18 protein-coding genes, 1 tRNA gene and 3 pseudogenes are annotated in these 20,124 nt (G+C 68.2%); 10 read left to right on the forward strand and 12 right to left on the reverse strand.

All coding sequences use genetic code 11. The features are described from left to right. Nucleotides 1-59 precede the first annotated feature (59 nt). Nucleotides 60-365, reverse strand: a complete 306-nt coding sequence (locus tag ACFY0T_RS09305) for a DUF427 domain-containing protein (RefSeq protein WP_388866433.1) — start codon at nt 363-365, stop codon at nt 60-62. Nucleotides 366-606: 241 nt separating this feature from the next. On the opposite strand from ACFY0T_RS09305, the gene ACFY0T_RS09310 reads away from it, so the two are divergent. After that, nucleotides 607-918 carry an alkylmercury lyase gene (locus ACFY0T_RS09310; protein WP_388866435.1) on the forward strand — a complete coding sequence of 104 codons (312 nt, stop codon included), beginning with the start codon at nt 607-609 and terminating at the stop codon, nt 916-918. A 454-nt stretch (nt 919-1,372) separates the two neighbouring features. On the opposite strand, the gene ACFY0T_RS09315 is transcribed toward ACFY0T_RS09310, so the two are convergent. Next, complete coding sequence (locus tag ACFY0T_RS09315) at nt 1,373-2,431, reverse strand: zinc-dependent alcohol dehydrogenase family protein (RefSeq protein WP_388866437.1); 1,059 nt, start codon at nt 2,429-2,431, stop codon at nt 1,373-1,375. Between the two features lie 636 nt (nt 2,432-3,067). Between ACFY0T_RS09315 and ACFY0T_RS09320 the strand changes: the two are divergent. From ACFY0T_RS09320 to xerC, 3 genes and pseudogenes are all read left to right on the forward strand, one after another. Then, nucleotides 3,068-3,310: pseudogene (locus ACFY0T_RS09320) on the forward strand (replication initiation protein); the annotation flags it as partial. Next, a complete protein-coding gene (locus ACFY0T_RS09325; protein WP_388866439.1) occupies nt 3,307-3,495 on the forward strand; it encodes a helix-turn-helix domain-containing protein in 189 nt (62 codons plus the stop codon). The pseudogene ACFY0T_RS09320 and the gene ACFY0T_RS09325, both read left to right, overlap by 4 nt. Next, nucleotides 3,495-4,644, forward strand: a pseudogene (xerC, locus tag ACFY0T_RS09330) (tyrosine recombinase XerC). Before ACFY0T_RS09325 ends, xerC begins: the two are co-directional and overlap by 1 nt. A 77-nt stretch (nt 4,645-4,721) precedes the next feature. Here xerC and ACFY0T_RS09335 read toward each other — a convergent pair. From ACFY0T_RS09335 to ACFY0T_RS09345, 3 genes and pseudogenes are all read right to left on the reverse strand, one after another. Then, nucleotides 4,722-4,795, reverse strand: a tRNA-Pro gene (locus tag ACFY0T_RS09335). Between the two features lie 34 nt (nt 4,796-4,829). Next, nucleotides 4,830-5,625: pseudogene (locus ACFY0T_RS09340) on the reverse strand (Pr6Pr family membrane protein). A gap of 102 nt (nt 5,626-5,727) precedes the next feature. Continuing rightward, complete coding sequence (locus tag ACFY0T_RS09345) at nt 5,728-6,654, reverse strand: metallophosphoesterase (RefSeq protein WP_388866442.1); 927 nt, start codon at nt 6,652-6,654, stop codon at nt 5,728-5,730. 122 nt (nt 6,655-6,776) lie between these two features. On the opposite strand from ACFY0T_RS09345, the gene ACFY0T_RS09350 reads away from it, so the two are divergent. After that, nucleotides 6,777-7,241 (forward strand): GatB/YqeY domain-containing protein, encoded by a 465-nt coding sequence (locus tag ACFY0T_RS09350; protein ID WP_388866445.1) that lies wholly within the window; start codon nt 6,777-6,779, stop codon nt 7,239-7,241. A 217-nt stretch (nt 7,242-7,458) separates the two neighbouring features. Here the strand turns inward: ACFY0T_RS09350 and ACFY0T_RS09355 are convergent, their stop codons facing one another. The 3 genes from ACFY0T_RS09355 to ACFY0T_RS09365 all read right to left on the reverse strand — a co-directional run bounded on the left by ACFY0T_RS09355 (nt 7,459) and on the right by ACFY0T_RS09365 (nt 11,982). Beyond that, complete coding sequence (locus ACFY0T_RS09355; RefSeq protein WP_388866448.1) at nt 7,459-8,109, reverse strand: hypothetical protein; 651 nt, start codon at nt 8,107-8,109, stop codon at nt 7,459-7,461. A 920-nt stretch (nt 8,110-9,029) separates the two neighbouring features. Next, nucleotides 9,030-9,530, reverse strand: a complete 501-nt coding sequence (locus ACFY0T_RS09360; protein ID WP_388866451.1) for a hypothetical protein — start codon at nt 9,528-9,530, stop codon at nt 9,030-9,032. Between the two features lie 175 nt (nt 9,531-9,705). Then, entirely contained in the window at nt 9,706-11,982 is a 2,277-nt protein-coding gene (locus tag ACFY0T_RS09365) for a transglycosylase domain-containing protein (protein ID WP_388866454.1), read from the reverse strand. A gap of 421 nt (nt 11,983-12,403) precedes the next feature. Here ACFY0T_RS09365 and wblA point away from each other — a divergent pair, with 421 nt between their 5' ends. Next, entirely contained in the window at nt 12,404-12,742 is a 339-nt protein-coding gene (gene wblA, locus ACFY0T_RS09370) for a transcriptional regulator WblA (RefSeq protein ID WP_028799159.1), read from the forward strand. Nucleotides 12,743-12,823: 81 nt separating this feature from the next. Here the strand turns inward: wblA and ACFY0T_RS09375 are convergent, their stop codons facing one another. Continuing rightward, the gene (locus ACFY0T_RS09375) at nt 12,824-14,233 is read right to left on the reverse strand and encodes an ArsA family ATPase (protein WP_388866457.1); all 1,410 of its coding nucleotides are present in this window, start codon (nt 14,231-14,233) and stop codon (nt 12,824-12,826) included. Next, nucleotides 14,230-15,207, reverse strand: coding sequence for an ArsA family ATPase (locus ACFY0T_RS09380; protein WP_388866461.1), 978 nt, complete (start codon nt 15,205-15,207; stop codon nt 14,230-14,232). Before ACFY0T_RS09380 ends, ACFY0T_RS09375 begins: the two co-directional genes overlap by 4 nt. Before the next feature lie 95 nt (nt 15,208-15,302). Between ACFY0T_RS09380 and ACFY0T_RS09385 the strand changes: the two genes are divergently transcribed. The 4 genes from ACFY0T_RS09385 to ACFY0T_RS09400 all read left to right on the forward strand — a co-directional run bounded on the left by ACFY0T_RS09385 (nt 15,303) and on the right by ACFY0T_RS09400 (nt 17,923). Continuing rightward, nucleotides 15,303-15,464 carry a DUF4177 domain-containing protein gene (locus ACFY0T_RS09385; RefSeq protein WP_075033571.1) on the forward strand — a complete coding sequence of 54 codons (162 nt, stop codon included), beginning with the start codon at nt 15,303-15,305 and terminating at the stop codon, nt 15,462-15,464. Beyond that, nucleotides 15,461-15,931: a RidA family protein gene (locus tag ACFY0T_RS09390; protein ID WP_388866464.1), complete on the forward strand. Its 471-nt coding sequence runs from the start codon at nt 15,461-15,463 to the stop codon at nt 15,929-15,931. Before ACFY0T_RS09385 ends, ACFY0T_RS09390 begins: the two co-directional genes overlap by 4 nt. 295 nt (nt 15,932-16,226) lie before the next feature. Beyond that, on the forward strand, nt 16,227-17,096 hold the full coding sequence (locus ACFY0T_RS09395; RefSeq protein ID WP_388866467.1) for an NUDIX hydrolase: 870 nt from the start codon (nt 16,227-16,229) through the stop codon (nt 17,094-17,096). After that, complete coding sequence (locus ACFY0T_RS09400) at nt 17,093-17,923, forward strand: MBL fold metallo-hydrolase (protein ID WP_388866470.1); 831 nt, start codon at nt 17,093-17,095, stop codon at nt 17,921-17,923. Before ACFY0T_RS09395 ends, ACFY0T_RS09400 begins: the two co-directional genes overlap by 4 nt. Nucleotides 17,924-17,969: 46 nt before the next feature. Here ACFY0T_RS09400 and ACFY0T_RS09405 read toward each other — a convergent pair whose 3' ends face one another. Next, the gene (locus ACFY0T_RS09405) at nt 17,970-18,815 is read right to left on the reverse strand and encodes a nucleotidyltransferase domain-containing protein (protein ID WP_388866473.1); all 846 of its coding nucleotides are present in this window, start codon (nt 18,813-18,815) and stop codon (nt 17,970-17,972) included. 315 nt (nt 18,816-19,130) lie between these two features. Further along, a complete protein-coding gene (locus tag ACFY0T_RS09410; protein WP_006382668.1) occupies nt 19,131-19,805 on the reverse strand; it encodes a Crp/Fnr family transcriptional regulator in 675 nt (224 codons plus the stop codon). Between the last annotated feature and the right edge of the window lie 319 nt (nt 19,806-20,124).

Here is a 20,124-nt window from a genome sequence, read left to right on the forward strand (position 1 = left end):
GCCGCCCACGCCCGCGGTCCATGCTGCGGTCCGCACCAGGCGGGCGGCGCCAGTCACCGTCACCGGTGGTCTTTCGGCACCACTTCTTCGACCGCGACGCCGTTCCAGAAGGCGACATGGTTCTTGATCCGCCTGGCGAGCGGGCTGGGATGCGGGTAGTACCAGGCGGCGTTCGCGTTGACCTGGTCGTCAACGGTGATCGTGTAGTAGCGGGCGAGACCCTTCCAGAAGCACAGCGACCGCGCCCGGCTCTCCGTGAAGTACGTACGGTCCAGCGACTCGGGCGGGAAGTAGTGGTTGCCTTCCACCACGACGGTGCGCTCCGCCTGGGCGAGTACCGCTCCGCGCCACACAGCGCGCATCATGAGCGTCCACCTCCGGGCAGGTCGGGAGGGTTCATACCCGCGACGTTAGTACGGCAGCTCCGGTCCTTTCGGTGATCCCGCTTACAGTGCGGCGCTGTTGTCGCTAGTGCAGCGCCACGGCCGTCGGGACCGGACGCACGACACTGTCACCGGCTCGGTGACCGCGCTCACGGTTCCCCGCACCGGACGAGATCTACCGTGGCCGGTACGAGGCCACCCCAGAAACGTGAAGGGGAAGACCATGGAACTCGTCGTGCTCACGGTGCCCGACTGCCCGAACGCCCCCGCGATGCTTCAGCACCTGAAGCAGGTGCTGCCCCGTGACGCCGCCCCCGTGGACGTCCGTGTGATCACCAGCGAGGAGGAGGCAACCCAGATGGGCATGCACGGCTCCCCGACCCTTCTGATCAACGGCAGCGACCCCTTCGCCCCACCGGACGCCGCCGTCAGCTTCTCGTGCCGGATCTACCGCAACGCCGACGGACGCACCAGCGGCGCCCCCAGCATCGAACAACCCGCAGACGTCTTGAAGCGCGCCGGCCGGGGCGAATGAGAACTCCTCCCGGTACGACGGGGGATGACCTCGCTCTTGTGGAAGCCGCTTGGGAGCGGGCTTTCGAACTCGGCTCCCAAACGGCTCCCAAAACGGCGCCCACAACCACTCAGGGGCCCGATCCGCTCAGCGGATCAGGCCCCTGAACTGGTACTTCTCTGTCGGGGTAGCGGGATTTGAACCCACGACCTCTTCGTCCCGAAGCAACTTGGGCAGGCGCTCGACCTTGGGTCGGTGGGCTCCTCACCTGCGCTGACGGTCCGCAGACGTCCGTACTGGTCCGCCGTTGTCCGTCGGCGTTGTCACGCAGTTGGACACTCGCCGCTGCTGCTCCTCGCGTGCGGGAAACACCGGTGCGGGAGCGCTAAAGGCTGCCGAGCTGGGCGGCGCCGCGGGCGTCGGCGGCCTTGCCCCGCCGCAGTCGCACCGCCGCCAGCACCGGCCGGGCCGCGTCTTACCTGTCGTTTTCGTCCCGGCCATCCTCGAAGACGAAGAGCGGTTTTGCGCCATGTGCGGGTGCTTCGGCGAACGAGATGGCTTCGGTGAAGCGTTCGATCGGGAACGGCTCGCCTTGGGGGATGCTCAGCACTTCATCAGCGACGAGACTGCGAACCTCGGACAGCGCGCGCAGCGCATCCGCAGGTGAGGCAGTGCCGAACCAGCGGTTCAGCCAGAAGCCACGGACTGCTTTGGTCTCGTAGATAACCGAGCGTGCCTGCAGCGGGATCGTCAGCGCTGCCGGGTCAGTCTGCCGATGGGTAGAGAGAGCGCCGTAGACCACGACCTCTCCTCCCGGAGCCAATGCCTGGGATACCTGGGCACCCACATGGCCCGCGACACAGTCGATGGCCTTGCGCACGCCAGCCGATCCTGCAATCTCGGCCACACGCTGCAACAGGTCCTCGTCCTCAGTGCAAATGACCTCCTCACCACCAAGCGCCTTGATCTCCTCAACGGCATCGCGCCGCCGCACGACATTGATCGTGCGAATACCCAGATGCCTGGCCAGCTGAATGACGAGCCGGCCGACGGTGGAGCCCGCGGCCGTCTGCAACAACCATTCACCCGGCTGTACGTCGAGTTCGCGAGACACGAGGAGCAGCGCGGTCAATGGGTTGACGGCGAGCTGACAGGCGCTGGAGTCGCTCAGATGATCGGGGACCGGCAGGAGCCTTCGTGTATCGGCAACAAGGTATTCCTGCCAAGTGCCGGCCACATGCGGCCCGGGTACCGCCGGGACAGCAACGGCCACCACGCGCTCGCCGATCTTCAGTCCCTCGGTATCCGGGCCCAGGGCCTCAATACGGCCCACGCATTCCATGTGACCCCCGACAGTGGGAAACTCCGGGGAGAAACCGTAGCGGCCACGCAGCACGTGCAGATCACTGGCGTGAATCGGAGTCGCCTTCACACGGATCAACGCCTGACCGGCTTCTGGCGTGGGAACAGGGCGGGATTCCAGCCGCAGGACATCGGCCGGCTCGCCAACCTTTCCGGCTACGAGCGCGCGCATGGATTGTGGCATGAGTGACCTTTCGTCTCTCAGCGCCCGACGAACTCGGCGGGCGTTCCGGACAGGAACAATGCCGGTGGGCGGCATCCTCGTCGGCGACCAGACTCCGGACCTTTCTTTCTCGACGGAGCACGCCCGTGCGCAGAGCGTCATCGGCGTCAGGTTCCCCTCGAGGCCTTTACCGACTCGCCCAGCATGATCACGTGAGCGAGCTGGGTTCGTGCGGCCTACTGAGGTCCGTGATCAGGACCGCTCGCCGCAGCGCACTGATCTGAGGTCAGAGTGGAGGATCGGCGAACGGATCGGATGCCTGAAGGTGTCGGCGAGATTCTTGACGAGCGTCTGTGTGCTGTCAGTCATCATTGATCACCTCGATGGACTGGACCCCGGGCGCATGCCCTGCTAAGTCCGCCGCACGCACCGCACCCGAGAGCCCCTGGAGTCCCCGACATCACGCTAAGCGCCACTGACAGGGCCTGCAATCCAGCCTCCGACGGCTCCACCTGGTCGCCAGCCGTATTGCCGCAGGCGAAGGAGCGAGGTCGGCGTAGCGACTTTGGCCGGGAGCTGCTTTGGCGCGAGTGATCATGGCCCCGTAAGCTTCCGGCGCGTCGGGCAGTCTGTTGAGCTGCCCCCCTCGGTGAGCTGCGCCAGGCCCGCGCCGACTACCGCGCCCCCCAGGAACGCGAAGCCCTCAGCCTGGACGACCGCGAGCCGGACACCGTGCTTGTCCTCGCCGACTGGCAATACGCCGGACACGGCCACACCCCGGGCGAGTCCGCCCTCGCCGAGACCATCGCCCGGGACCTCCAGCTGAACCGCGAAACCGCCCGCGGAGCCATACGCGACCAACTCGCCCTGGAAGGAGCCGCAGCATGACCACCGCCACCGCAGAACTGCTGACCGTGACCGAGGCCATGGCGCGACTCAAGGTCGGACGCTCCAAGGTCTACGACCTGATCCACACGCACCGGCTCGCCTCCATCAAAATCGATGGCTCTCGCCGCATACCCGCCGACGCCGTACGCCACTTCATCCAAAGCCAGCAGGCGGAGGCAGCCTGATGACCATGCGGCGGAGTCGTGGTGACGGCCGTCTGCACTGGGACGAGAAGAGACAGCGTTGGATTGCCACGGCGAACCTGGGCTTTGATCCGAGCGGCAAGCGAATCGTTCGGCGGGGGAGTGGCAAGACCAAGACGGAGGCGAAGAACAAGCTCAAGGAGGTGTTGCGGGACTATGAGGACGGTCTCACCATCGCCCCCACGAACTACGATGCCGCGAACGACTGGCTTGCTTACGGCTTGGCAGGTCGCGACGCTCGCACGGTCGAGAACTGCACCAACCTGAGCCAGAAGCACGTCATCCCTGCTCTCGGCGCCCGGAAGCTCCGCGACCTGAGCCCGGAAGATGTCGACCGTTGGCTCGCGGCCAAGGCCCGGATCCTCAGCACGCGCACGTTGCAGGCGGTCCATTCCTGTCTGAACCGCTCGGTCAAGCGAGCTATGGCCCGGGACAAGGTGAAGCGCAATGTCGTGGAGTTGTGCTCCGTGCCTCAAGGGCAGGCGGGCCGACCGTCCAAGGCGCTCACCTTCGCTCAGGCAGAGGCGGTACTGAAGGCGGCCGGGGGCACTTCGATGCACGCGTACATCGTCGTCGCCCTGCTGACCGGCGCGCGCACCGAGTAGCTACGGGCGCTCACCTGGGATCACGTGTTCTTGAAGGGCAAGCCGGACGCCGATCCGCCGCAGCCTCCGCACATCGCGGTGTGGCGCTCGGTCCGGCGTGGCGGGGACCCGAAAATCGCGGCGAACCTTCGCCCTGCCGGCGCGTTGCGTCGAGGTCCTCTGGCAGCAGTTCGAAGACCAGGGCTGGGAGCGGCTCGCTGCTGGTGACGACTGGCAGGAACATGGGCTCGTCTTCTCGTCAGCCGTGGGCAAGCCGCTCGACGCCACCAACGTGCGGCGGGCCTTCCGCTAGGCGCTAAGGGACGCCGAGGGGATCAACGCCGACGAGTGGACGCCGCGGGAGCTCCGCCACAGCTTCGTGTCTCTGCTCTCCGATCGCGGCATACCGCTGGAGGAGATCTCCCGTCTCGTCGGCCACTCCGGAACGGCCGTGACCGAGGAGGTGTACCGCAAGCAGATCCGGCCGGTGATCCAGACCGGAGCCGTGGTCATGGACGGCATCTTCAAGGGGGATCCGGAGCGGTAGTCGACCAGATAGACACGCAGCAACGTCAGAGGGCCCTTACCTACCCGGTAAGGGCCCTCTGACCTGCTACTTAGCTGTCGGGGTGGCGGGATTTGAACCCACGACCTCTTCGTCCCGAACGAAGCGCGCTGCCAAGCTGCGCTACACCCCGATTGTCGCTGCTTGTCGCGGCGACGTCGTTTACTTTAGCCCACCGGTGGCCGGAGACGAAATCCGGTTTTCGGGGCGGCGGACGCGGCGGCGGACCGGGTCGGGGCGGAGGTGGTCGAGGGCGACGGTGAGGAGGGCGAGGGCGTAGAAGGCGAGGCCGAGGATTGCCGCGTTGCCGAGGATGCCTCCGTAGCCGTGCTGGTCGACGTCCACGAAGGAGTAGAGGTAGCGCGCCGGGGTGCCGGGGGACATCAGCAGGCCGCGGGCCAGGGAAAAGGCCAGGTAGGCGAGGGGGTAGACGAGCCAGGTGGCCGCGTTGCGCACGGCCAGCGGGGTGGGGCGGGTCAGCAGGAGCCAGTCGGCCAGGGCCGCGATCGGCGTCGCGGTGTGGAGGAGGTGGTTGGCCACCGCCTGCCAGCCCGTGAGCGGGGCGACGTCACCCGTCATCGAGAAGCCGCTGGACTGGTTCGCCAGGATCAGGTGGTAGACCAGGCCTGTGGTCGAGATGTAGAGCAGTGTGGCGCCCGTCACTGCTCCGGGCAGCGGGCGGCGGGCCGTCCACGCGCGCCGGGCCGAGGCGGTGAAGACCAGGGCCACGAGCACGTTGGCCTGGATCGTGAAGTAGCTGAGGACCTGCGGCGGGCTGCCCAGGATCAGGTCGATGGTCACGCCCGTCGCCGCCGCGAGGGCCACGAGGAGGCGGAAGGCCGCCGCCACCGGGCGGGGCGCGGGGGCCACCACCGCCGTCGCGGGGACGACGGAGGGGACCGGCGGGGGGATGCCCGGTATCGCGGGGAGGTCGGGCATGTCCCTGGGTATGGGGGCGATCATGGCCCCACGCTAAGAGGAACGGGCGAATCGGGCGATTCGTGTCGTCTGGGTGGGTTACGTGGTCACTTCCGTCCCGCCCGCCCCATGGAACGCCCGCCTCCGCTACCTCCGCTCCACCAACGTCAGCAGCGACGCCTCCGGCGGGCAGGCGAACCGTACCGGCGTGTAGCGGTTCGTCCCGCAGCCCGCCGAGACGTGCATGTACGCCGTGCGCCCCTCCGTCGTATGCGTGGACAGGCCCTTCACGCGGTCCGTGTCGAGGTCGCAGTTGGTGATGAAGGCGCCGTAGAAGGGGAGGCAGAGCTGGCCGCCGTGGGTGTGGCCGGCCAGGATCAGGGGGTAGCCGTCGGCCGTGAAGGCGTCCAGGGTGCGCAGGTACGGGGCGTGGACCACGCCCATCGAGAAGTCGGCCGACTCGGACGGGCCGCCGGCCACGCGCGCGTAGCGGTCCCGCTTGATGTGCGGGTCGTCGAGGCCGGTCAGCTCGATCTCCGCGCCCTCGACCTTCAGCGTCCCCCGCGTGTTCGTCAGATTCAGCCAGCCGGCCGTATCGAAGCCGTCGCGCAGGTCCTCCCACGGGTTGTGGAGGGCGCCCACCACCGGTGCGTTGCCGTTCAGACCGTGGCGGCCCTGGGTCTTCTCGATCAAGTAGCGGGCGGGGTTGCGGAGTCTGGGGCTGTAGTAGTCGTTCGAACCGAAGACGTACGCCCCAGGGAACTCCATCAGGGGGCCGAGCGCGTCCAGGACCTCGGGCACGCCCTCGGGGTCGGAGAGGTTGTCCCCGGTGTTGATGACGAAGTCGGGGCGCAGCCCGGCCAGGGAGCGCAGCCACCGCTGCTTCTTGCGCTGGCCGCTCACCATGTGGATGTCGGAGACCTGAAGGACGCGCAGCGGTCGCATCCCCGGTGGCAGCACCGGGACCGTCACTCGCCGGAGGCGGAACGAACGGGCCTCGAAACCCGCCGCGTACAACAGACCGGCGGCGCCCACCGCCGTGATTCCCAGGGGTACTCCGTATCGCGCGCGCATGCGTCCATCGTGTCAGACCCGGACGCCCCCGCCTCCCCGCCTGTGGACAACCCCGGGCGCATGCGCAGCGCGCGTCGAAATGAACAGGCGACCGCCGCATCACACCTGCGACAATCGACGGCATGACCAAGCTCAAGTCGAAGCTGCAGGAAGACCTCAACGCCGCGATCAAGGAGCGCGACGAGCTCCGCTCCTCGACGCTCCGGCTGACCCTCGCCGCGATCACCAAGGAGGAGGTCGCGGGCAAGACCAAGCGCGAACTCTCCGACGACGAAGTGCAGAAGGTGATCACCCGCGAGGCGAAGAAGCGCCGCGAGGCCGCCGATGCCTTCGCGCAGGGCGGGCGCCCCGAGTCTGCCGAGCGGGAGAAGGCGGAGGGCGAGGTTCTCGCCGCGTACCTGCCCAAGCAGCTGTCCGACGAGGAGCTCCAGGAGATCGTCGCGCAGGCCGTCGAGGAGGCGAAGGCGGCGGGTGCCGAGGGGCCGCGTGCCATGGGTCAGGTCATGAAGATCGTGAACCCGAAGGTGGCCGGCCAGGCCGAGGGCGGCCGCGTCGCTGCCGTCGTGAAGCAGCTCCTCGCCGGCTGAGGCGGCGACAGAACGCCCTTGTGGGCCAGGAGTTCGTCCTGGCCCACAAGGCTACGAGCCCGACCGCACCACCGCTCCTCAGGTAGCCGTGTGCCGCGCGCCCGCCACCGCGTCGTAGCCCAACAGTCCTGCTTTTCTAGGGCTTTTCTGTAGGCGTCTCTGCGGGATTTTTGTGGGCGTCCCTGCGGGAATCTCTACGAGCAGTTCTACGGCAGTTCTACGGGCATTTCTTTGCCACGTGGAGTTCTACGTCCGCCGAGGCGTCGAAATCCCTTCCCGCCTTCGGGCTCTGCGCGCAGACGTGCCAGTCGGCCAACGGCTTCGGCTGTACGGGTGTGTCCGGATCGCTGGTTTTGAACACCTTGATGTGCTTCGGGTCGTATCCCGTCATGAGAATCCCGGGCAGGGAGCCCACGAGGGTCTTTCCGACGGCGTCCGGGGTTTCGGGCGCGGGCGCCACGGCGCCCCGCTTCTTCGGGCACTTCTCGTCGGAGGGAACCGCGAAGAGGTCCACGGCGCTCAGACGCGGGACCACCTTCTCGAAGCACACGACGTACTTCCGTGCCTGCCCCGGGTCGACATGGCGGCCCAGGCTGGTCGCGTCCTTGAGGCCGAATCCTTTTCCGTCGTCTGCGGTCTGTTTCATGGCCGTCAACAGGTCGAGGCCCACCATGGACCGCTCGGCGTGGCTGCCGCTCGGCTTGTCGGCGCTCGCGTGTCTCCCGCCGTTCGCCGGTGACGCCCCGTCGTCGTCCGTCCCGCAGGCTGAGGCCGACGCCAGCAGCAGTGCCGCGAAGAGCCCCGCTCCTGCCGTACGTCGTGCCCTGTTCGTGCCCACGATCCCCGCCCCCTCAACGCTCGCTCTCATCCAAGCATGATGATCGCGAACGGCGGCTCGGTTCCGCCGCGGTGACGTCATTACGCCAAGTTCGACCATGTGGAGTTCTTGAATGTGCATGGCAAGTTCTTGAGCGGAAGGCGGCTTTTCGCGCGGCTCTTCCGGACCTTGGAGAATCCTTGAGGCTGAGAAATGGAGCGCGTATCTCTCTCGCGCTGATAGCCGCCTCCGTGGCGGTCGTCGGCCTGCCCGGATGCCCCGGCCCGCAGGCCCAATGAGCCGGATCTGCCCTGCGCGAACGTGGTGGTCTTTCCTTCGGCGGTACGTCGGCCGCGGGCCTTGCCGGCCCGTGGCACGGCCACCGTCACCACGCGGGGCGACAGCACGGTCGTCACTTTCCCCACACGCGCAACCTCCGGCAGGCCCGACGTCCGCGAACAGACGTCGGCCTGCCTCCAGTTCACGCTGACCCCCGCACGCGGGCTCCCGGAGGTCACCCGGGTGTCCACGTCCGTCTGTACGGGTCGCTAGTGATCGCTGCTCCCCAGAAGCCCGAGTTCCTGTGCGCGCGCCCCCAGGGCCACCCGCCCATTTGCTTCGAGGAGTTCCATAAGGCGGTGCACTTTGCGCTGTATCGTGCGGTGCCCCACTCCTAAGTGCCGGGCAATCGACGCGTCGTTCAGCCCCTCGTACAACAGATTCAGGATCTTCTGGTCGTTGGCGTCAATTCTCGGATTACTGGCGTTTATTTCTGGCGTAACGGTCAAGTCGCCTCCCCCAAGTAGCAGCAGTCGATCACTGCCTCTCGCGTGGCAAGTCTAGGAAGCGCTTGTGATTCGGGACAGCTGAATAAATCTCACCAAAGTCTGTTAACGGGGCGAGCGGGGTGACGTAATTACGCCATCCCCGCTCGCTTTCAGGGCATGCTTACGTATGGTAACCGGCCGGGCTCAGTACCACGGGGTGCACGACTGGTCGCCCGAGGGGTCCTCCACGCAGGCCCGCATTTCGTAACCCGACGGGTTGTAGTACATCGGGGTGCGCGTGAAGTAGTAGTTCGTTCCGCCGGGGACCTTCGAAGTCCAGCCGGAGGCACCGCCCGTCTTCGCGCCGAGGCGCCAGTAACACGTGGAGTGGCTCTTCGTGCAGCGCTGGACGTAGACCGTCCACTTCTGCTCGTCGGAGCCGCTGATGTACCAGAGGCGGCCCCAGCTGTACTGGTCCCCGTCCGTCTTGCCCCAGCGCAGCTCGTATGCGAACGAGCCGCCGAGGTCGTACGGGCCGTAGGGGCTGACCGGTCCGGTCTGCCAGGTCTGGACGTTCGGGTCGTGGCCGTCGCATCCGAAGTTGTCGCAGGACGCCGCCGCGGCCGAATTCGGTACGGCGAGGGCAAGAGTCAGGGAACCGAGCAACGCACTGAACGTGACACCGAGCCGGGATCTGAGTTTCATGTCCCCTCCAAGTGAGCTGGCAACAGCAAGGGCACCCTCAAGGCGGGGCCGGGGGCGAATATGTCACGCCCACCGCCGAGAAGGTGCCCTTACCGCGAAGCTGACGTAATCACGCCGAACGCTTCAATCGCAGTTCACGAGTGCGGGTATTCCCTCGCAGGTCAAGGGGTACGGGTCAGCCGCGCTGCCCGCCGTTTCCGTTGCCGGTGTTGGTGTTGCCCTGAATCCAGCCCTCGGGAATGGAGAAGGAAGGCGTCGGGAACGTTCCACCGTCGGTCAGACCGCCGATGGTGTCCCCGTTGGTGCTGTTGCCGTTTCCGTTGCCATTCCCATTGCCGTTGTCGTCGCCGTTGTCACCGTCGTCGCGGCCCTTGTCCTTGTCGAGGTCGGGAATGTCGACCAGGTTGAAGGCCGGGGAGTCCTTGCCAGTGAGGGCGCCGGTCATCAAGTCCCGCCAGATGGGGCCGGGGACCTCGCCGCCGTAGACCTTGGCGTGGTACGCGCCGCCGATCGTGATGTTCACCATCTTGACCTTCTGGGTGGCGCTGCCGACCCAGACCGCGCCGGACAGGTTCGGCGTGTAGCCGACGAACCAGGCGTTCCTGCGCTCGTCCGTCGTACCCGTCTTACCGGCGTTGGCGCGGTCGGTGAGACCGGCCTGCTGGCCCGTACCGGAGTCGATCACGCCGCTCAGCAGGGTGTTGACGGTGTCCGCGGTCTTCTCGGACATCGCCCGCTGGCACGTCGACTTCGGCACCTCGAGGGACTTCTGCTTGCCGTCGATCTTCTGCGCGATCGACTCGATGGCGATCGGCGTGCAGTACATGCCGCGGGAGGCGAAGGCGGCGTACGCGGTGGCCATCGTCAGCGGGGAGATGCCCTTGGCGCCGAGGGCGATGGAGGGCACCTGGGGGAGCTTGTCGCCATTGCCCTGGACGACGCCGAGCTTGTCGATCTGGTTCATCACCGGGCAGAGGCCGATGTCCGAGATCATCTGCACGAAGTAGGTGTTGACCGACTTGGCCATCGCCTCCTTCAGCCGGTACGGACCGACCTCCGACTTGCTCTCATTCGGTACTTGCTCATTGGCCTGGTTGGTCCAGGGCTTGCTGCCACACGTCTGTACGGGGCTGGGGTAGGGCATCTTGTACGGCGACGAGTACTCCTGTGTCGCCGGCCGGCCCTGCTCCAGCGCGGCCGCGGCCACGAACGGCTTGAAGGTCGAACCGGTCGGGAAGCCGTAGTTCGAGCCGCCCATGTCGTAGTTGACCGAGAAGTTGTACTCGGTCTCGTTCTTCCCGTAGCCGTACGGCTTCGACTGGCCCATGCCGAGGATCTTTCCGGTGCCCGGCTCGACCAGGGTGGCCGCCGCGGCGACCTTGTCCGACTTGTTGACGTGCGACTTGATCGACGTCTGCACCGATTCCTGGGACTGCGGGTCGAGCGTCGTACGGATCGTCAGGCCGCCCTGGTTCCAGATCTTCGCCCGGGCCTCCTTGGTCTTGCCGAAGACCGGGTCGCTCAGGAAGACGTGCTCCACGTACTTGCAGAAGAAGCTGGCGCCCTTGACGGCCGTGATGCAGCCGTTCTTGGGCCGGCTCACGTGCAGGCCGAGCTTCTTCTCCTTGGCCGCGTCGGCCTCCTGCTGGGAGATGTCGTGCACGTCCGCCATGCGCTGCAGCACGGTGTTGCGGCGCTTGGTGGCCTCCGCCTCGTCGTTGACCGGGTCGTACCGGCTGGGGGACTGGACGATGCCCGCGAGCAGCGCCGACTCCTGGAGGTTCAGCTCCTTGGCGGGCTTGGAGAAGTAGCGCTGGGCGGCGGCCTCGATGCCGTAGGCCTGCTCGCCGAAGAACGTGATGTTCAGGTAGTTCTCGAGGATCTTCTTCTTGCCGAGTTTCTCCTCGAGCTGGATCGCGTACTTCAGTTCGCGGATCTTGCGGCCGAGGGTCTGCTGGGTGGCCTGGGCGACCTTCGTCGGGTCGTCGCCGGCCTCCTCCACGAAGTAGTTCTTCACCAACTGCTGGGTGAGGGTGGAGGCGCCCTGGGCCACTCCGCCGTTCTGCGCGTTCTGGTTCAGGGCGCGCAGGATGCCCTTCAGGTCGACCGCACCGTGCTGGTAGAAGCGGGAGTCCTCGATCGCGACGATCGCCTTCTGCATGTACGGCGAGATGTCCTTGAGGTCGACCACCGTGCGGTCGCGCGAGTAGACCGTCGCGATCTGACTGCCCTGGCTGTCCAGGATCGTGGTCCGCTGACTCAGCGCCGGACTCTTCAGGTTGTCGGGAATGTCGTCGAACCCCTGAACGGATCCCTTGGCCGCGAGACCGAGCGCGCCCGCGGCGGGCAAGGCGATTCCGGCCATGACGGCACCCGCGAGCACGCTGACACCGAGGAACTTGGCGGCCTGCTGCGTAGGGGACAGACCACCGCCCGAGCGCTTCTTTGGCATGAGGGCAGCCTACGTTCTCATTCGCCGGACACGCGTATATGCCTTGGCCTAAGCTGTTCTCAACTGTCACAGCAGTGCGGTCACGTATCAATACGTCCGGCGAACCCGAATCGTTCCGGAGGTTCCCCAACTTTTTTTGGTTGAGGGTGCGTTGAGGGCGTGTCCGAATCCGCCTCATGCGTCACCAGGTGTCCGTTGTGACTCAACTGAACTGTCCCGGTTTGCCGGGATGCTCACGCATGTCCTCAGCTCACTCCCCCGGGTGATCTGCCGCTTACGCATAGTCCGTTCGGGCCATTCAAGATTGGGCCCGAAGGGGGTGTTGCGCTGTGCCCACCTTCCGTAACGTCCTCAACTGGCGGCGGTGAATATGCCGCTGCCGCCGTGGGGGAGCCTCGATTCGGGAGAGGACGGCGCCGGTATGGGCTGGGTAACCGACTGGAGTGCGCAGGCGGCCTGCCGCACTACCGATCCGGATGAACTGTTCGTTCAAGGAGCAGCGCAGAACAGGGCGAAGGCAGTGTGCACCGGATGTCCGGTACGCACGGAATGTCTCGCCGATGCGCTCGACAACCGCGTCGAATTCGGCGTGTGGGGTGGCATGACGGAGCGTGAGCGCCGCGCGCTGCTGCGCCGGCGACCGACCGTCACCTCGTGGCGTCGCCTGCTGGAGACCGCGCGTACGGAGTACGAGCGCGGCGCGGGCCTGCTGCCCCTCGACGAGGAAGAGGTGTACGAGCGCTACGCGGCGGTGGGCTGAGGGGCGCCTCCCTTCGGGGCAGGGCGTCTCCCAGGGGCCTCGGGCATTCCGCTCGGGCTCCCCTCGGGCCACCTCGGATTCTCAGCTTTCGGGCAGCTCCGGCCGATTGGCCGCGAGCCGGTCCCCGATGTCCCGCAGCCCCGCGAGATCGTGTACGTCGCCCGGCAGCGCGGCCACTTCGGCCACCGCCACCTCGGGGTGGCGCGCGGCGAAGCGGTCACGCGTGCGCTGCTCGCGGGAGAGCAGCTGCATGCGCTCGGCATGCAGCCTCAGCAGGCCTGCGGTGAGCTGCTCGACGGTCCGGTCGGTGTCCGCCGCGGCAGTCCGGTCCTTGTCCGTGACGGCGGTCCTGTCCGTGGTGGCGGGGGAGCCTACGTCGGGACCGTCAGGAGCTGGTGTTTCGGAAGCGGCAGATTCTGAACTGTCGTACGTGTCGGGAGAGTTACGAAGTCCAGCTTTCCCGTCCCCCTGATCGACAATGCGGGCGTTGTCAAGATTTTCTGCAGCCTCGGAATCAGCCTCGGAGTCAGCGTCAGAATCAGCCGCTGAATCGGCCGTGGAATCGAGATCCTCCGCGGCGGCGAGCGCCCGCTCGGCGGACAGCTGAGCGGCGCCGCTGCCGTGCACCCGGTTGAGCACCAGACCCGCGAACGGCATGTCCTCCGCGGCCAGCCGCTCCACGAAGTAAGCGGCCTCGCGCAGCGCGTCCCGCTCCGGGGCCGCCACCACCAGGAACGCCGTGCCGGGCGCCTGGAGCAGCTTGTACGTGGCGTCCGCGCGCGTACGGAAGCCGCCGAACGTCGTGTCCATCGCGGCCACGAATGTCTGGACGTCCTTGAGGAGTTGGCCTCCCAGCAGCTTGCCCAGGGTGCCGGTCATCATCGACATCCCCACGTTCAGGAACTTCATCCCCGCACGGCCGCCCAGTTTCGCCGGTGCCGTCAGCAGCCGGATCAGCCGTCCGTCGAGGAAGGACCCGAGCCGCTTGGGGGCGTCCAGGAAGTCCAGCGCCGAGCGCGAGGGCGGCGTGTCGACGACGATGAGGTCCCATTCGTCACGGGCCCGCAGCTGCCCCAGCTTCTCCATCGCCATGTACTCCTGCGTGCCCGCGAAGCCCGCCGAAAGCGACTGGTAGAAGGGGTTGTTGAGGATCGCGGCCGCTTGCTTGCCGTTTGCGTGCGCCTCGACGATCTCGTCGAAGGTGCGTTTCATGTCGAGCATCATGGCGTGCAGCTCGCCGTCCCCCTCGACGCCCTTCACGCGCCGCGGGGTGTTGTCCAGCGAATCGATGCCCATGGACTGGGCGAGCCGGCGCGCCGGGTCGATGGTGAGCACGACCACCTTGCGGCCGCGCTCGGCGGCGCGCAGCCCCAGGGCCGCCGCCGTGGTCGTCTTGCCGACGCCGCCCGAGCCGCAGCACACCACGATGCGGGTCTTCGGGTCGTCGAGCAGCGGGTCGACGTCCAGTACGCGGGCCGGGTTCAGACTCATGAGATCCCTTGCGTGCGCAGTTCCGTGGCGAGCTCGTACAGGCCCGCCAGGTCCATTCCCTCGGCGAGCAGCGGGAGTTCGTGCAGCGGCAGGTCCTGCTCCTGGAGCACGGCCCGCTGCTCACGCTCCAGGGCGTACCGCTCGGCGTACTCCTCGGCCTGCTGGAGCAGCGGCTCCACCAACCGCTCGGCGAGTCCGCCGCGGCGGGCGCCGCCGAGTCCGGCCGCGGAGAGCGACTTGGCGATGGCGCTGCGGGGAACGGCGCCGGTGAGCTCCAGATCGGTTTCGTCGAGGAGCGCGGGCCGCACCATGTTCACGATGATCCGGCCGACCGGCAGCTTCGCGGCGCGCAGCTCGGCGATGCCGTCCGCGGTCTCCTGGACGGGCATCTCCTCAAGCAGCGTCACCAAGTGCACCGCGGTCTCCGGCGACTTGAGGACGCGCATGACGGCCTGTGCCTGGTTGTGTATCGGACCGATCTTGGCGAGGCCCGCCACCTCGTCGTTCACGTTCAGGAAGCGCGTGATGCGACCCGTGGGCGGTGCGTCCATGACGACGTAGTCGTACGCGAACCGCCCGCTCCTGTCCTTGCGGCGGACGGCCTCACAGGCCTTGCCGGTCAGGAGCACGTCCCGCAGACCGGGCGCGATGGTGGTCGCGAAGTCGATGGCGCCGAGCTTCTTCAGGGCGCGGCCGGCGCTGCCCAGCTTGTAGAACATCTGGAGGTAGTCCAGAAGGGCCAGTTCGGGGTCTATGGCCAGGGCGAACACCTCCCCGCCCCCCGGAGCGACCGCGATCTTCCGCTCCTCGTAGGGCAGCGCTTCTGTCTCGAAGAGCTGCGCGATGCCTTGTCTGCCCTCGACCTCCACGAGGAGGGTGCGCTTGCCCTCGGTCGCGAGGGCGAGCGCGAGGGCCGCGGCCACCGTGGTCTTGCCGGTACCGCCCTTGCCGCTGACGACCTGGAGCCTGCTCACGTATTCGAGCCTAACCAGTCCGCCGCCGGACTACGCAGGAGGCTGTGGACAACGTGTGCGCGAGGCTCCGCACGGCAGCGGCTACAGTCGGCCACATGACCAAGTGGGAATACGCAACCGTGCCGCTGCTCGTCCATGCCACGAAGCAGATTCTGGACACCTGGGGCGAGGACGGCTGGGAGCTCGTCCAGGTCGTGCCCGGGCCGAACAACCCCGAGCAGCTGGTGGCCTACCTGAAGCGGGAGAAGTCGGCATGAGCGGCGCCGTCGAGTCGAAGCTCGCGGAACTCGGGCTGAGCCTGCCGGATGTCGTCCCGCCGCTGGCCGCGTACCAGCCCGCCGTGCAGTCCGGCGTGTACGTCTACACCGCGGGCCAGCTCCCGATGGTGGACGGCAAGCTTCCGGTCACCGGGAAGGTGGGCGCCGAGGTCACGGCCGAGGAGGCCAAGGACCTGGCCCGCACCTGTGCGCTGAACGCTCTCGCCGCGGTCAAGTCCATCGTGGGCGACCTGGACCGCATCGCGCGCGTCGTGAAGGTCGTCGGCTTCGTCGCCTCCGCCTCGGACTTCACCGGCCAGCCGGGCGTCCTGAACGGCGCGAGCGAACTCCTCGGCGCCGTCCTCGGCGACAAGGGCGTCCATGCCCGCAGCGCGGTCGGCGTCGCGGTCCTCCCGCTGGACGCCCCGGTCGAGGTCGAACTCCAGGTGGAGCTGACGGGGGCGTAGGCGAGCAGGGTCCCGTCTCTGGGGCTCCGCCCCAGATCCCGCTCCTCAAACGCGGGAGGGGCTGAGATTTTCAGCCCGTCCGGCGTTTGAGGACGAGGCCGTCAAGGCCGATGCGGGGGTCTGGGGGCGGCAGCCCCCAGGGGCGATGGGGGTCCCCCTGCTCGAGCGAAGCCGAGAGCTTGGGGGAGGGTAGGGGCGGAGGGGGCGAAGAAAACCCCACCGCACCCTTGGCGCCGATCATCGTGGGCGGCGATCGGCTCTCGAACATCCGCCCGGCACGGGATAGCCTCCGCCCATGGCGAATGGGCAGTGGTACCCACCGGAGTGGCCCGAGAGGATCCGCGCGCTCGCGGAGGGCACGCTGACACCGGTCACCCCCAAGAGGGCGGCCACCGTCATGCTGCTCAAGGACACAGAAGACACCCCCGTGGTGCACATGCTCCGCCGCCGCGCCTCCATGGCCTTCGCCGGAGGCGCGTACGCGTACCCCGGCGGCGGGGTGGACCCCCGCGACGACGAGCACCAGATCCGCTGGGCGGGCCCCACGCGCGCGTGGTGGGCGAAAAGGCTGGACGTGGACGGGACCGCCGCCCAGGCCATCGTCTGCGCGGCGGTACGGGAGACGTACGAGGAGGCGGGCGTCCTGCTCGCCGGACCCACCCCGGACACCGTGGTCGGCGACACCACGGGCGAGGAGTGGGAGGCGGACCGCGCGGCCCTGGTCGCCCGCGACCTCTCCTTCGCCGAGTTCCTCGACCGCAGGGGACTCGTGCTCAGGTCCGACCTCCTGGGCGTCTGGACCCGCTGGATCACCCCGGAGTTCGAAACACGCCGCTACGACACCTGGTTCTTCGTGGCCGCCCTCCCGGAGGGCCAGCGCACCCGCAACGCCTCCACGGAGGCCGACCGCACCGTGTGGATCCGCCCCGCGCACGCGGCCGACGGATACGACAAGGGCGAGCTCCTGATGATGCCGCCCACCATCGCCACCCTGCGCCAGCTCATCCCGTACGACAGCGCCGCCGACGTCCTCGCCGCCGCTCCCGCCCGCGACCTGACCGCCGTCCTGGCCAAGGCCCGTCTGGAGAACGGCGAAGTGGTCCTTAGCTGGCCAGGCCACGACGAGTTCACCAAGCGCATCCCGACCGGTGGAGCCCCCGCATGACCGACGCCACCGCCCTCCCCGGCCAGCCACGCGGCGCGGTCCTCTCCGGCCCCGCCACCGCGCGCGCGGTCAACGTGCTGGCCCCGAACGCGTCCGCGATGACCCTGGACGGCACCAACACCTGGATCGTCTTCGAGCCGGACTCCGAGCTCGCGGTCGTCATCGACCCGGGGCCCCTGGACGACGTACATCTGCGGAATGTCGTGGACACGGCTGAGAAGGCCGGGAAACGGGTCGCGCTGACGCTGCTGACGCACGGGCACCCGGATCATGCCGAGGGCGCGGCGCGGTTCGCCGAGCTGACCGGGACGAAGGTGCGGGCGCTTGACCCGGCGCTGCGGCTCGGGGACGAGGGGCTGGCCGCGGGGGACGTGATCTCCGTCGGCGGGCTCGAACTGCGCGTCGTACCGACCCCCGGACACACCGCCGACTCGCTGTGCTTCCATCTCCCGGCCGATCGGGCCGTTCTGACCGGTGACACCATCCTGGGCCGCGGTACGACCGTGGTGGCCCATCCGGACGGCCGTCTGGGCGACTATCTCGACTCCCTGCGCCGGCTCCGCTCACTGACGGTCGACGACGGCGTCCACACCGTCCTGCCGGGCCACGGACCCGTCCTCGAGGACGCCCAGGGCGCCGTCGAGTTCTACCTCGCCCATCGCGCCCACCGCCTCGCCCAGGTCGAGACGGCGGTCGAGAACGGCTACCGGTCGCCGGGCGAGGTCGTCGCGCATGTCTACGCGGACGTGGACCGTTCGCTGTGGCCCGCGGCGGAGCTGTCCGTGCGGGCCCAGATGGACTACCTGCGCGAGCACGGCCTGATCTAGGGGCCGTCCGGCCGTGCTGATTCAAGAGCCGTCCGGCCGTGCTGATTCAGGGGCCGTCCGGTCGTGGAGCCTTGACGCCGTGCACGCGCGCGTACTCCTCGGCGAGCCACGGCCCGAGATCGTCGACGTACGAGCGCAGGACGGCGAGCTCGCCGCTCGGCTCGTATCCGCGGACGGCCGCCTGCCGCATCTCGGCGGCCCGCCGCGGGTAGTACCCGCCGAACGCCTCGGCCATCTCCCTCAGATCGCTGGTCCAGCCGTTCCAGCGCGGCATGACGAGCGTGAAACCGGTGCGGACGAGATGGCGCGACATGTAGCGGACGAGCGGCCGCAGGGCCTCTGCGATGTCCGTGTCCGTGCCCATGTCTGTGTCCGCGTCCGCGGCCGCGTCGATCCGCTCGCGCCAGCGGGGCAGCAGCAGGGCGAGTTCGCCGTTCGTCTCCCGGGCGAGCAGGGAGTCGGGGCGATAGCGCGGCAGGTACTCGGCAAGATCCTCGCCCAACAGGGGCGTACAGAGGCAGGCGACGAACCAGCCGAGGTCGTACGTCTCCAGGTCGCTCAGCACCCGCGCACGGCTGAGCAGCAGGGTCCCGACCCCGTCGATCTGCGCGAACTCCTTGTCGAGCGCCTCCTCGAGCGCCCGCGCGTCCGCCCGGTCCGCCTCCGTGGGCTCCTCGCGCAGAGCGAGCAGCAGGTCGAGGTCGGAGCGCCCCACGCGCGCGGTGCCGCGCGGAATCGACCCGTAGAGGTACGCGCTCGTCAGCCGCGCCCCGAAGACATCCAGCACCCGGTCACGCGCCGCGGCGACGACCGGCCGAAACGCGTGCGGAATCCGCCCGAGGGATCCCTCGCGCTCGATGTATCCCTGGGGGTCGAGCCCTCTGCCGCTCATGAGCCCACTGTGCCCTGCCGCAGATGGCAGGGCAGGTCATTTTTCTTTCAGCCCGTCCGGCGTTTTGAGGACGGGGCCGTCAGGTTCTTTCAGCCCGTCCGGCGTTTGAGGACGAGGCCGTCAGGCCGATACGGGGGTGGCGGAGCCCCCGGGTCGGGACGGGTAGGGGCGGAGGGGGCGAAAACCCTCCTGCGGCAACCACACTCGGCCCCGCGCCCGCGGCAACCACAACCGGACCCGCGCCTCCGGCAACCACAACGGGGCCCCGCCTCCCAAGGAGGCGGGACCCCGTCGACGTACGGCCGGGACGAAGCGTCAGCGCGAACGCTTCGCAAGCCTCTCCACGTCCAGCAGAATCACAGCTCGCGCCTCCAGGCGAAGCCACCCGCGCCCGGCGAAGTCGGCGAGCGCCTTGTTGACCGTCTCGCGGGACGCACCGACCAGCTGGGCCAGCTCCTCCTGCGTGAGGTCGTGCACGACGTGGATGCCCTCTTCGGACTGCACGCCGAAGCGGCGGGAGAGGTCCAGGAGCGCGCGGGCAACGCGGCCCGGCACGTCCGAGAAGACCAGGTCGGACATCTGGTCGTTGGTCTTGCGCAGGCGCCGGGCGACGGCGCGCAGCAGCGCGGCGGCCACCTCGGGCCGTGCGTTGAGCCACGGCTGAAGGTCCCCGTGGCCGAGGCCCAACAGCTTGACCTCGGTCAGCGCGGTGGCGGTCGCCGTGCGCGGGCCCGGGTCGAACAGCGACAGCTCGCCGATCAGCTCACCGGGGCCGAGGACGGCGAGCATGTTCTCGCGGCCGTCGGGGGAGGTGCGATGGAGCTTCACCTTGCCCTCGGTGACCACGTAGAGGCGGTCGCCGGGGTCGCCCTCATGGAAGAGAGCGTCACCGCGTGCGAGGGTCACCTCACTCATGGAGGCGCGGAGCTCCGCGGCCTGCTCGTCATCGAGCGCCGCGAAGAGCGGGGCGCGCCGCAGAACGTCGTCCACGAGTTCTCTCCTTGTCGACCTGCTCAGGGGATCTTGCTCCCCCGTGTACCAGGGGACCGTGTTCCCCATCTTGCCGGACGGTCCAAACAGTGTGATCAGTCACAAGTCTGCCGCACTGGCGTCCCGGCGAGTGCGGCAGGGGGCCAATTGGGGGCCGATCTCCTCGGTCCGGGGCGGATGTCGGTGTCGGGCTTTAGGCTGGCCGGGTGTCCAAATCGCCGGTGAGAGCACAGGGTAAGGGGGCTGGGCGGGTGGTTGTACGTCGCGATTCCGCTGTGGGCGAACAGAGCCCCGACGGAACCAAGAAACCGACAAAAGC

This window comes from Streptomyces sp. NPDC001530 (genome assembly GCF_042894545.1).
Lineage (GTDB): Bacteria > Actinomycetota > Actinomycetes > Streptomycetales > Streptomycetaceae > Streptomyces.

Bases quoted from the DNA above. Each gene is read 5' to 3' on its own strand.
- ACFY0T_RS09365 (WP_388866454.1), bottom strand. From the start codon at position 11,982: ATGCCAAAGAAGCGCTCGGGCGGTGGTCTGTCCCCTACGCAGCAGGCC.
- ACFY0T_RS09355 (WP_388866448.1), bottom strand. From the start codon at position 8,109: ATGAGAGCGAGCGTTGAGGGGGCGGGGATCGTGGGCACGAACAGGGCA.
- ACFY0T_RS09385 (WP_075033571.1), top strand. From the start codon at position 15,303: ATGACCAAGTGGGAATACGCAACCGTGCCGCTGCTCGTCCATGCCACG.
- ACFY0T_RS09375 (WP_388866457.1), bottom strand. From the start codon at position 14,233: ATGAGTCTGAACCCGGCCCGCGTACTGGACGTCGACCCGCTGCTCGAC.
- ACFY0T_RS09325 (WP_388866439.1), top strand. From the start codon at position 3,307: ATGACCACCGCCACCGCAGAACTGCTGACCGTGACCGAGGCCATGGCG.
- ACFY0T_RS09350 (WP_388866445.1), top strand. From the start codon at position 6,777: ATGACCAAGCTCAAGTCGAAGCTGCAGGAAGACCTCAACGCCGCGATC.
- ACFY0T_RS09345 (WP_388866442.1), bottom strand. From the start codon at position 6,654: ATGCGCGCGCGATACGGAGTACCCCTGGGAATCACGGCGGTGGGCGCC.
- ACFY0T_RS09305 (WP_388866433.1), bottom strand. From the start codon at position 365: ATGATGCGCGCTGTGTGGCGCGGAGCGGTACTCGCCCAGGCGGAGCGC.
- ACFY0T_RS09390 (WP_388866464.1), top strand. From the start codon at position 15,461: ATGAGCGGCGCCGTCGAGTCGAAGCTCGCGGAACTCGGGCTGAGCCTG.
- ACFY0T_RS09395 (WP_388866467.1), top strand. From the start codon at position 16,227: ATGGCGAATGGGCAGTGGTACCCACCGGAGTGGCCCGAGAGGATCCGC.
- ACFY0T_RS09360 (WP_388866451.1), bottom strand. From the start codon at position 9,530: ATGAAACTCAGATCCCGGCTCGGTGTCACGTTCAGTGCGTTGCTCGGT.
- ACFY0T_RS09315 (WP_388866437.1), bottom strand. From the start codon at position 2,431: ATGCGCGCGCTCGTAGCCGGAAAGGTTGGCGAGCCGGCCGATGTCCTG.
- ACFY0T_RS09405 (WP_388866473.1), bottom strand. From the start codon at position 18,815: ATGAGCGGCAGAGGGCTCGACCCCCAGGGATACATCGAGCGCGAGGGA.
- ACFY0T_RS09400 (WP_388866470.1), top strand. From the start codon at position 17,093: ATGACCGACGCCACCGCCCTCCCCGGCCAGCCACGCGGCGCGGTCCTC.
- ACFY0T_RS09310 (WP_388866435.1), top strand. From the start codon at position 607: ATGGAACTCGTCGTGCTCACGGTGCCCGACTGCCCGAACGCCCCCGCG.
- wblA (WP_028799159.1), top strand. From the start codon at position 12,404: ATGGGCTGGGTAACCGACTGGAGTGCGCAGGCGGCCTGCCGCACTACC.